10 protein-coding genes are annotated in these 9556 nt (G+C 69.2%); 3 read left to right on the top strand and 7 right to left on the bottom strand.

What is annotated here, in order from left to right:
* Window positions 1-5 precede the first annotated feature (5 nt).
* Window positions 6-236: a hypothetical protein gene (locus ABRP18_RS16350; RefSeq protein ID WP_061015049.1), complete on the top strand. Its 231-nt coding sequence runs from the start codon at window positions 6-8 to the stop codon at window positions 234-236.
* Window positions 237-523: 287 nt separating this feature from the next.
* On the opposite strand, the gene ABRP18_RS16345 is transcribed toward ABRP18_RS16350, so the two are convergent.
* The 3 genes from ABRP18_RS16345 to ABRP18_RS16335 all read right to left on the bottom strand — a co-directional run bounded on the left by ABRP18_RS16345 (window position 524) and on the right by ABRP18_RS16335 (window position 5184).
* Window positions 524-3409 (bottom strand): LamG-like jellyroll fold domain-containing protein, encoded by a 2886-nt coding sequence (locus ABRP18_RS16345; RefSeq protein WP_349885037.1) that lies wholly within the window; start codon window positions 3407-3409, stop codon window positions 524-526.
* A gap of 93 nt (window positions 3410-3502) precedes the next feature.
* On the bottom strand, window positions 3503-4312 hold the full coding sequence (locus tag ABRP18_RS16340; RefSeq protein WP_061015383.1) for a Cof-type HAD-IIB family hydrolase: 810 nt from the start codon (window positions 4310-4312) through the stop codon (window positions 3503-3505).
* Window positions 4313-4323: 11 nt separating this feature from the next.
* A complete protein-coding gene (locus ABRP18_RS16335; RefSeq protein WP_193761223.1) occupies window positions 4324-5184 on the bottom strand; it encodes an exodeoxyribonuclease III in 861 nt (286 codons plus the stop codon).
* 212 nt (window positions 5185-5396) lie between these two features.
* Here ABRP18_RS16335 and pyrE point away from each other — a divergent pair, with 212 nt between their 5' ends.
* Together pyrE and ABRP18_RS16325 are read left to right on the top strand one after the other, a co-directional pair.
* Window positions 5397-5957 (top strand): orotate phosphoribosyltransferase, encoded by a 561-nt coding sequence (gene pyrE / locus ABRP18_RS16330; RefSeq protein ID WP_349885036.1) that lies wholly within the window; start codon window positions 5397-5399, stop codon window positions 5955-5957.
* Window positions 5954-6856 carry an ROK family protein gene (locus ABRP18_RS16325; protein ID WP_046746377.1) on the top strand — a complete coding sequence of 301 codons (903 nt, stop codon included), beginning with the start codon at window positions 5954-5956 and terminating at the stop codon, window positions 6854-6856. Before pyrE ends, ABRP18_RS16325 begins: the two co-directional genes overlap by 4 nt.
* 57 nt (window positions 6857-6913) lie before the next feature.
* On the opposite strand, the gene ABRP18_RS16320 is transcribed toward ABRP18_RS16325, so the two are convergent.
* The 4 genes from ABRP18_RS16320 to ABRP18_RS16305 all read right to left on the bottom strand — a co-directional run bounded on the left by ABRP18_RS16320 (window position 6914) and on the right by ABRP18_RS16305 (window position 9549).
* Entirely contained in the window at window positions 6914-7150 is a 237-nt protein-coding gene (locus ABRP18_RS16320) for a hypothetical protein (protein ID WP_113681204.1), read from the bottom strand.
* Between the two features lie 4 nt (window positions 7151-7154).
* Window positions 7155-7382 carry a hypothetical protein gene (locus tag ABRP18_RS16315; RefSeq protein WP_113681205.1) on the bottom strand — a complete coding sequence of 76 codons (228 nt, stop codon included), beginning with the start codon at window positions 7380-7382 and terminating at the stop codon, window positions 7155-7157.
* Window positions 7383-7501: 119 nt separating this feature from the next.
* A complete protein-coding gene (locus ABRP18_RS16310; protein ID WP_349885035.1) occupies window positions 7502-8650 on the bottom strand; it encodes a hypothetical protein in 1149 nt (382 codons plus the stop codon).
* Entirely contained in the window at window positions 8647-9549 is a 903-nt protein-coding gene (locus ABRP18_RS16305; RefSeq protein WP_058631721.1) for a MurR/RpiR family transcriptional regulator, read from the bottom strand. Before ABRP18_RS16305 ends, ABRP18_RS16310 begins: the two co-directional genes overlap by 4 nt.
* Window positions 9550-9556: the final 7 nt, after the last annotated feature.

Genomic DNA, 9556 nt, shown 5'->3' with positions numbered 1-9556 from the left:
TGCACGTGTCTGCTGAGTCAGTGATTGGGCCGATACTGATCGTGATCGGGCTTGCCCTGATGCTCTTTCGCGGTCCTGTTTCACAGATCTTCCATCACGGCATGGAGAGGATGTACGGAGAGCCGCTGGCGGATGATCTAACGTCGCCCGAGAGGACACCGCGGAGGATGCTCATCGTGGGGATACTCTTCATCGGCTTCGGCATTTTTACTCTCGTCGGCGCACTTCTGCGGTAGCGGTGGCTGCGATCGATATCGTTCAGGCAGCGCTGTGCCAGGCCCCTGCTCGGCATGCGAGCCAACGCGCGGCCGCTCCGGGTGCTTGGTGCCGTTTGTGGCGTCTTCCTAATCTGACTGTTCGTGTGAGCCTGACTTCAGGCCATTCGGTCGTCGTGGCGTCAACGGGAAAGCAAGGCACCCCGTGGGCCGCGCGTGCTGATTCCTAGGTGAGAAGACGCGTGCTGAATCATAGGTGAGAGAACTGAGAGCGCGAGAGCGTTTCCCTCCGAGAAGCGCTCTCGTGCTCAGTCGGTGAACGGCAGCTCGAAGGCGTTGAGCCGGGCGAGCTGGACGTGATTGATGACGCCGGGGACCATGACGGGGTTGGCGATGAGACCTTCGAATCGTCCTGTCATGGGGGCGGGGCCGAAGACGAGGGGTCCGCTGGCTGAGCGGTCGCCGGCTCCGTTGATGTGTGAGTTGACGGCGACCGGCGTGATCGAGTTGCCGACGAGGAGTCGGAGCTGCTTGTTCGTCGCATCCCAGATGCCGGTGAGCATCTGCCACGATCCGGGCGTCGCGGCTCCGCCGGTGGCGCAGTTGCTCGTCGGTGTCGTGCTGGCGGAGTTGACGGGGTAGTCGCCGAGGCAGAACGCGTAGGTGCCTGCACTGGTGACCTGAAGCTGGACGGAGCCGCTCGAGCCTCCTCCCTGCATCGCGATCTTCTGGGAACCTGTGGCAGGCAGATACCGGGTCTTCACCCACACGCTGAACGTGAAGCTGTTCATCGCGTTCACGGCGGGATACATCGTGCTCACCTCCATGGCGCTTCCCCCGGCGGTCGACAGCACCGGGGTCTCGATGGGCGGGTCGGGCAGATCCGTCGAGGTGGTGGAGCTGGTCTCGGGTATCAGCAGGTCGATGCCATCAGCGCCGATCCACGGGTTGGAGTCCGGGATCGTGTTCGGCAGCGGGGTGGACATCTGCGTGACCTGCCACGCGTGTCCCGCGTCGAGGTTCGCCGCAGCAGCGGGGGTTCCGGTGTTGCCGCCAGGGTAGAGCGGCCGGCCGACCGCGGCGGACTGATTACCTGCCTTGTCGTAGGCCGACACCCAGACGGTGGACAGTGCGTCCGTCGGCGCGACGGTCAGAGTGGTCGCTCCGGACGGGGCTTTGCATGCCCAGCGCACGTTTCGGGTGATCGCGGTGGCGCAGTCGGGGAGCGCGGCCGCGATGGAGACCGTCCCGTCGGCGGGTACGGGCGGGGCGGGCGCGACGAGCTGGGTGGGAGTCACCCAATAGACGTATCCGGCGACGTCGGCCGCCCCGGTCACGGCCAGGTTGAGGCCCGTCCCGACGGTGTAGGAGGCGTTGGTCGGCGCGGTGACGGTGGGAGTGGCCGGCTTCGTCTTGTCGACGGTGAAGTAGCACCAGGCTGTCGGGGCGACGCCGTTGCTGCGGTGATCGCTGCCCCAGGCGCGCCACGCGTATGTCTCACCATCGGTCAGTGTGGTGAACGTGACCGACTTGTACCCCTGCGCACCGAGCCCTCCGGGCTTGTCCTGAACGGCAGCGTTCAGGTTGGAAGCCTTCATGAGGTGGAAGTTGGTGTCGACATTGCCGGGGTCGGGGTCGGTCTGGTGCACGCGAACGGTGACGTCGCTCTGCCCGATCGGGGTGGGGGCCGCGGCGGTTCCGCACTGTCGGCTCGGCGACGTGAAGACCGGGTCGGTCGGGGCGTTGGGGCGTGTGTTGTAAGACACGGTCAAGGTCGCGGCGCGGCTGAAGTGGCGTCGCGAGACGACCGTCTCGTTCTGGGGCGCGAGCCCGAGCTGGAACCAGGTCTGTCCGACGTAGGCCTGAACGCCTGCCGTGACGTTCCAGCCGACGGCCTCTGGTCCGCTGCTGCACGATCCCGGGTTCTGAGTGTCCAGAACCGGTCCCCACAGCGAGTGGTTCTGCTGGTTCCACGTGAACCCTCCGGCCTGTGGGCCGAAAGCACGCACCTGGACGGGGCTGTTCGGGCAGGAGGCCCATCTGATCTGCGTCGCGCCGAGCTGGGCCCCGAGGATGTCCTTGCCGGCGAGCGGGCTGATGATGAACTGGTAGAAGATGTTGCCTCGGAAGTTCTGGTACCGGCCCATGCGGAGCACATCCGACGTGCTCGCGTTGAGGTACAGCTGGTCGGGATAGGCGGCGTCCGTGTACCAGGATGCCTGAGCGCCGGCCGACCAGTCGGGGTCGATGAAGATCGGGTAGGTCACGTCCTGGCCCGAGTCCTTCTCATGAGTAGCGACGGAAGCTCCGACGTCGAGCATCACGCGATCCTCACCGACGTCGTGCGTGACCGGCAGCACCGGCTCGGTCGCTCCGGGCTCGCGGAAGTCGCCTCCCGAGGAGGAATCCCACCAGAGGGGCTGCCCCGCGACGATCTGCGAACCGTCGGCCGCCTCTGCTTCGACGGAGCCGTTCTTCTTGGTGGTCAACGCGGCGTCCTGGATCACGACATGAAGATCGTCGAGCGCCGCCGACCGCGCGGCTTTCTCCGTCTTGACTACGTAGACCGATGCCTGCCCGGTCTTGGTGGCCACCATCTTCAGGTCAACGTCGGGCAGCACGTTCGCGTAGGTGGCCGTGTCGCGGTCGACAGTCGGGGCGGGGAGGGTGCCGTAGGGCCAGGTCTCGGTGACCCACTCTCCGGAGGCGGTCTGCACCTGTGCGAGTTCGTTGTTCCCGCCGGCGGAGAAGCGGACGGGTGCGGCCGACGCGATCGGTTCCCACCACCCATCCGTGCGAGCGAGTGTCGTGTCCACCGGGACCCACGTGGAATCCTGCTCCACTCTGACGGGCACTGTCGACGTCTCGTAGCGCATCGTCCCATCGGGCATCGCCACGTGCTGCTGGGTGGGGGTGATCATCCCGTCCACGGGGACGGGCTCGCCGGTCGCCTGCGCGGTGGAGATCGCCGCCGTGACCGCAGCCTGTTGGGCAGCTCGGAACGACGTGGCGGACAGGGCCTTCCCCACTCCCGGCCCCACTGCCGGGGGTGCCGCACTCGCGGAGAGCGACCCGCCGCCGAAGACGATCGCGGCAGCGCACACGCCGCCGAGGAGAGCCAGGCCTCTGCTGCGGCGGTCTCTGGCGGGAATGGATGCGGGATAGCGGGTGCGCGCGGCGCGGGGGAGCTTCACAACCGCAAACTATGGGCGTCGTCTGCCGCCCCGCAATATCGATTCACTCGATGAATCCGATTGTCAGGTATTCGCTCGACGTGCAATAGCGGCTCAGCCGAGCAGGCGCTCGATCACCCGCGCCACACCGTCCTCGTCGTTCGAGGCGGTCGTGTCGTCGGCCGCATCCTGCACCAGGGGTTCGGCGCCTGCCATCGCGACGCCGTGCCCTGCCCAGCGGAGCATCTCGACATCGTTGAGCGCATCGCCGAAGGCCACCACGTCAGCGCGGTCGATGTCGAGATGCTCGCAGAGTCGCGCGAGGCCGGTGGCCTTGGTGACGCCCTCCGCCATGACCTCGACGAACGGGGCGCCCGACAGCGTCGCCTCGAAGCCGGTGAGTCCGAGCGAGCGCAGGGTGTCGAACAGGGCGGCGGGGGCGAGCTCGGGGTGGCGGATCACGAACTTCAGGCTCGGCGCGGACAGCACCTGCTCCAGGGGAACGCCTCCCATCGCGGCGGGGTCGCGCTTGTGGTCGGAGAGGGCGGCGATCGCGGCGTAGCCGTCCTGGGCCACGAACGTCTCTCCGGCATCGCGCACACTCGCGAACAGCAGGCCGGGGATGCTCGCGCGCAGAGCTTCGGCGAGCGCGCGGATCGTCTGGGGCGGCAGCTCCTCGGCGAACAGCATCCGCCCGTCGTCGAGGCGCACGGCATAGGCGCCGTTGCTGCACAGCGCCCACCCGTCGAACCCCGCGTCCGCAGCGATGGCACGCAGGCCGATCGGCTGGCGCGCGGTGACCGGGACCACGTGGATCCCGCGGGCTCGGGCGGCGTCGAGCGCGGCGCGGGTGCGCGGAGTGACGGCCGACGACGAATCGAGCAGGGTGCCGTCGAGATCGGTGGCGATCAGCCGCACGCGCACGTGATCGGCCCTCAGGAGAAGATCATCGGCATGTCGTCGTCGTCATCGGCGCCGCCCGTCCCGAGACGACGGCTGTCGAGGTCGACGACCACTGGGACATGGTCGCTGGGCTGCTCGCCCTTGCGCTCGTCGCGGTGGATGGACGCGCCCTGCACGGCCTCGGCCAGGGTGCGCGAACCGAGTACGAAGTCGATGCGCACACCCTCGTTGCGCGGGAACTTCAGGCGCTGGTAGTCCCAGTAGGTGAAGCCCTCCGGGATCAGCGGGCGCACCACGTCGGTGACCCCGGCATCCTGGAACGCGAAGAACGCGTCGCGCTCCTGCGGGGACACGTGGGTCGAACGGCCGACCACGATGTCGGGGTCGCCGTTGTCGACGTCGAACGGGATGATGTTGAAGTCGCCCACCAGCGCGAGGGGCAGATCGGGGTTCGCCGACAGCTCGGCCGCCGTCGAGTTCTTGAGCTGCTCGAGCCAGTGCAGCTTGTAGAGGTAGTGCGGGTCTTCCAGCGAGCGGCCGTTCGGCACGTACAGGCTCCACACCCGCACGCCGTCGACCATCACGCCGAGCGCACGTGCTTCGAGCGGCGCATCCGGCCCCTCATGCCCCTTCGCGAAGCCCGGCATGCCGTCGAACGAGGTGCGCACGTCGGTGACCGGGAGGCGGCTCGCGATCGCCACGCCGTTCCACTGGTTCAGCCCGTGCACCTCGACGTGGTACCCGGCCTCCTCGAACGGTCCGTAGGGGAACTGTTCCGGCTTACACTTGATCTCCTGCATCGCCAGCACGTCGATGTCCTCTCGGACGGCGAACTCGACGGTGCGGGTGACACGGGTGCGGATGGAGTTGACGTTCCAGGTGGCCAAGCGCATGCGTCAAGCCTAGTTGCGTCATCCGACACCCGAGCCCGCGCTGGGTCCGTCGCCCGCGACCTGTGTGGCGGCCACCTGCATGGCCACCACCTGCATGGCCACCACCTGCATGGCCACCGAACGGATGCATGAGCCGCATGGCCGGACGTTCATGCATACGGTCAAACCTCATGCATCCGCGCAGTGCGCCCCAGGCTCCTACACTGGATGCCGTGACCGCACTCGACGCAGACCGCCAGACGCTCCTCGACCTCATCAAGGACGAGGCGGTGTTCCACGGCGACTTCACCCTTTCCAGCGGCAAGAAGGCGACGTACTACGTCGACATGCGAAAGCTCACGCTGGACCACCGCGCCGCTCCCGCGATCGGTCGCATCATGCTCGACCTGATCGGCGACCTCGACGTCGTGGCCGTCGGTGGCCTCACGCTCGGTGCCGATCCGATCGCGAACTCGGTGCTGCACGCTTCGGTCGCAACCGGCACCCCGCTCGACGCGTTCGTCGTGCGCAAGGAGCCCAAGGACCATGGGCGCGGCCGCCAGATCGAAGGCGCCGACGTCAAGGGCAAGCGTGTCGTCGTGCTCGAAGACACCTCGACCACGGGGCAGTCGGCGCTCAAGGCCGTCGAGGCCCTGCGCAAGGAAGGTGCAGAGATCGTTGCCGTTGCCGTGATCGTCGACCGCAAGACCGGGGCGCAGGCCGCGATCGAAGCCGAGGGTCTCGAGTGGCGCGCCGCCTTCGACCTCGACGACCTCGGACTCGACCCGCAGTGACGCGCTACGCCCTGGCCGTCGACGTCGGCGGAACGAAGATGGAAGCCGCGCTCGTCGGCGAAGACGGCCGGCTCGTCGAGGGAAGCCGGAGTCGACAGGCGACGGGTCGCGAAGCCACTCTCGATTCACTCGATGCGTCGGTGGTCGCGATCGTCGAGCACGCGCTGGCGGCTCTACCCGCGGACGCCGAACTCGTCGGGGCCGGCGTCGGCAGCGCCGGACCGATCGACCGCACGGTCGGGGCGATCATGCCCGTGAACATGCCCCTGGCACGCGGGTTCCGTCTCGAGGACTCGGTGCGCGCGGCGGCGTCCACGGTGCTGGGGCGCGACGTGCGCACTCTGCTCGGTCACGACGGCGGTGCGCTCGCCCTCGCCGAATCCTGGCTCGGGGCCACGCAGGGCGCCGGTGCCTCGCTGTCGATCGTCGTCTCGACCGGCGTCGGCGGCGGGTTCGTCGCGAACGGCGCCTATATCCCCGGGGCCACCGGCAACGCCGGCCACCTGGGTCAGGTGCGTCGCGAGGGTGGTCTGACCCTGGAGGAGATCGCCTCCGGGCCGGCGAGCGCCGCCTGGGCGCAGACGCAGGGCTGGAGCGGTGCCACCGGGGAGGATCTGGCCCGTGACGCAGCCGCCGGAGACACTGTCGCTCGTGCGGCGATCGAGCGCTCCGCCCGCGAAGTAGGCGGTGCGTTGGCGGATGCCGCGACCCTCGTCGACCTCGACGTCGTCGCGATCGGCGGCGGATTCTCGCGGGTGTCCGAGGACTACATCGACCTCGTGCAGACAGCGCTCACTGCCAGCGCGGCGCACGAATACTCGCGGCGCGCCCGAGTCGTGCGCTCTGGGCTGGGCGACGAGGGGCCGCTCATCGGCGCCGCCGCGCTCGTGCTGCGGTAGCCGCCGCCCTCGTGCTGCTGTAGCTCCCTCCGACTGCGCAGCTCAGCTCAGCTCAGCTCAGCGGTGGGCGCTGAGCAGGTGCCGGGGTGGCCCTTCGAGGCGGGCCACGGAGATCTTGAGATCGGTGACGTCGGCGGCAACGGCGTCGATGCGGGTGCTGAGCTTCTCCTCGACGGCGTCGATACGGTCGTCGATGCGGCGGACCATCCAGGCGCCCGCGGCGAACAGGCTCGTACCGAGGGTGAGCACGACGCCGATCGCGCTGAGGACGATGGTGACGGTCTCCGTGCTCACTGTCTCATCCTCGTCCCGCGGTGAGCAGGTGCCGGGGTGGCCCTTCGAGGCGGGCCACGGAGATCTTGAGATCGGTGACGTCGGCGGCGACGGCGTCGATGCGGGTGCTGAGCTTCTCGTCGACGGCGTCGATGCGGCGGACCATCCAGGCGGCGCCGACGAACATGCTCGTGCCGAGCGTCACCACGACGCCGACGGCGCTCATGATGGTCGCGAGGGTCTCCGTGGACACGCGTGCTCTCCTTGCTCGGCCGGGTACATCGACGACGTTACGCCGCTCATCCCGGTGTGCGCGCCGGTATTCCAGCATCTGTGACGATGTCGCGGAGGTTGCGCGATGTGGAGAAGAGGTCAGTGCGCCGCAGGCGTCTTCCGCGGCGCCCGGCCGGCGACGAGCATCAGCACCGGCACCAGCGCGCACAGCACCGCCGACACGAAGAACGTCGCGCTCGACGCGGGGTCGCGTCCGATCAGGAGGATCGCCGTCGGCACGAACGTGCCGCCGACGGCGCCGCATGCGACGAGAGCACCGGTCGCGGCGGCGCTGCGAGCGGGATCGAGGCGGTCGAGCGCGAGGCCGAGGATGAGCCCGTAGCTGGGGGCCAGCAGCACGACCACCACAGCCAGCGCGATGAGCGCGCCCCCGGCGGCGGACTCCACCAGCATCCCGGTGACGGCCATCAGCACCGCAGCGGTGCTCGTCGCGGCGACCAGGATCACCACCGGCGACACCGCGAGTCGGCGCAGGGTGGCGGCACCGAAGCGCCCGATCGCCATGAGCGCCCAGAACGCCGAGGTCCCCAGGGCCGCCACACCGGGGTCGAGCGCGAGCGTCCGTGCCGGGATCACGGCCGACCACCCCGAGAGCACGGTCTCCACGCCGACGTAGAGCGGCAGCGCCACCGCGAACGGGAGCAGCGCGAGCAGGCCACGCGCATCGCGATGGGTCGGCTTCTCGGAGCGCGTGAAGGCGGTCGCCGGCCCTGCGAGCATCACGACGGTCAGGAGGGGTACGAGTGCCAGCACTCCGAGCACCGGCCGGATGTCGGATCCGGCGGCGACAAGCAGTGGCGTGACGGCCGCGCTCACGGCGACCGTGCCGAGGAGGGCGCTGAGCAGACCCGTCGCGCTGCCGACCGCCGCGGACTTCGCCGCCACGGATCCCGAGGCCTCCACCAGCCCGAAGCCGAACCCGGCGACGGCGGCTGCGGTGATGAACATCACCGGCGTGCCGGCCAGAGCCACCACGACGATGGCAGCGGCCTGGAGCGCGCTGCCGAACATCAGAGCGCTGCGCGGCGGCCGGTGCATCAGCAACGGCCCGGACACCAGCACTCCGACGAGGAGCCCGGCGAACAGTGCGGGCACCGCGACGCTGAGGTCGGCCGCCATCGCCCGTTCGGCGGAAGGCAGGATCGCCGGCAGGAAGGCGGCCGTGACGCCGAGTCCCGCGAAGGCGGTGAACAGCCCGGCCCGTGCGCGTCGGGCGTCGTCGATCACGCCCCGGTCGTCCGCACGCGGTGCACGGCGGCGAAGGTGTCGCGCAGCGCCTCCATCGAGCGATCGTAGTTCGACTGGGCGACACCGATGAAGATGCAGTCGACCACCATCAGCTGGGCGATCCTGCTGCCGAGAGCTCCGGAGCGGAAGCCGGTCTCGCGCGCGGCGGTCGTGAGCACGATGTCGGCCTGATCGGCCAGCGGAGCGCCGGCGTGGTTGGTGATCGCGATGGTGGTCGCTCCCGCCTGACGGGCCAGCAGCAGGAACTCGATGGTGTCGGTCGTGGCACCGGTGTGGGAGACCGCGATCGCGACGTTGCCCGGCCCGAGCGTCGCCGCCGAGGTCCAGGCGGCATGCGGGTCAGACCACTCCAGAGCGGTGCGCCCGATGCGGGTGAGCTTGCGCTGCAGGTCGAGCCCCACGATGGAGCTGGCGCCGACACCGAAGATGTCGACCCTGGTCGACGAGGTGATGGCGTCGACGGATGCGCGCAGCGATTCGGTGTCGAGCACCTTGGCGGTGTCGGCGAGGGAGAGGGTCTCGGCGAGAGAGACCTTCGCGACGATGTCGGTCAGGGTGTCGTTGCGATCGATGTCTCCGGAGACGGCGGGCAGCGCGGCCGTGTCGAAGGTCTCGCGCTCGACGTCGCGCAGCACGTGATTGCGGAGTTCCCGCACGTGCTCGTAGCCGAGGCGCTTGCAGAACCGGACGACCGAGGTGGTGGACGTGTCGCAGCGCTGGGCGAGCTCGGCGACCGAGAGGCCCGCGGTTCCCGCGGGGTCGGAGAGGAAGAGATCGGCGATGCGCTGCTCGCTCGGACGCAACTCGGGGCGGATCGCCCGCATGCGGACGAGCACGGGGTGTGCGCCGGCTTCGTCGCGGGCGGCTTCATGAGGCATGGGGTCT

The organism is Microbacterium sp. WHRI 7836, assembly GCF_040223885.2.
Classification (GTDB): Bacteria; Actinomycetota; Actinomycetes; order Actinomycetales; family Microbacteriaceae; genus Microbacterium; species Microbacterium oxydans.
This window is presented reverse-complemented; position numbering and strand designations above follow the sequence as displayed.

Coding starts and splice junctions, on each gene's coding strand:
- ABRP18_RS16335 (WP_193761223.1), bottom strand. CDS start 5,184: ATGCGCTTGGCCACCTGGAACGTCAACTCCATCCGCACCCGTGTCACC.
- ABRP18_RS16305 (WP_058631721.1), bottom strand. CDS start 9,549: ATGCCTCATGAAGCCGCCCGCGACGAAGCCGGCGCACACCCCGTGCTC.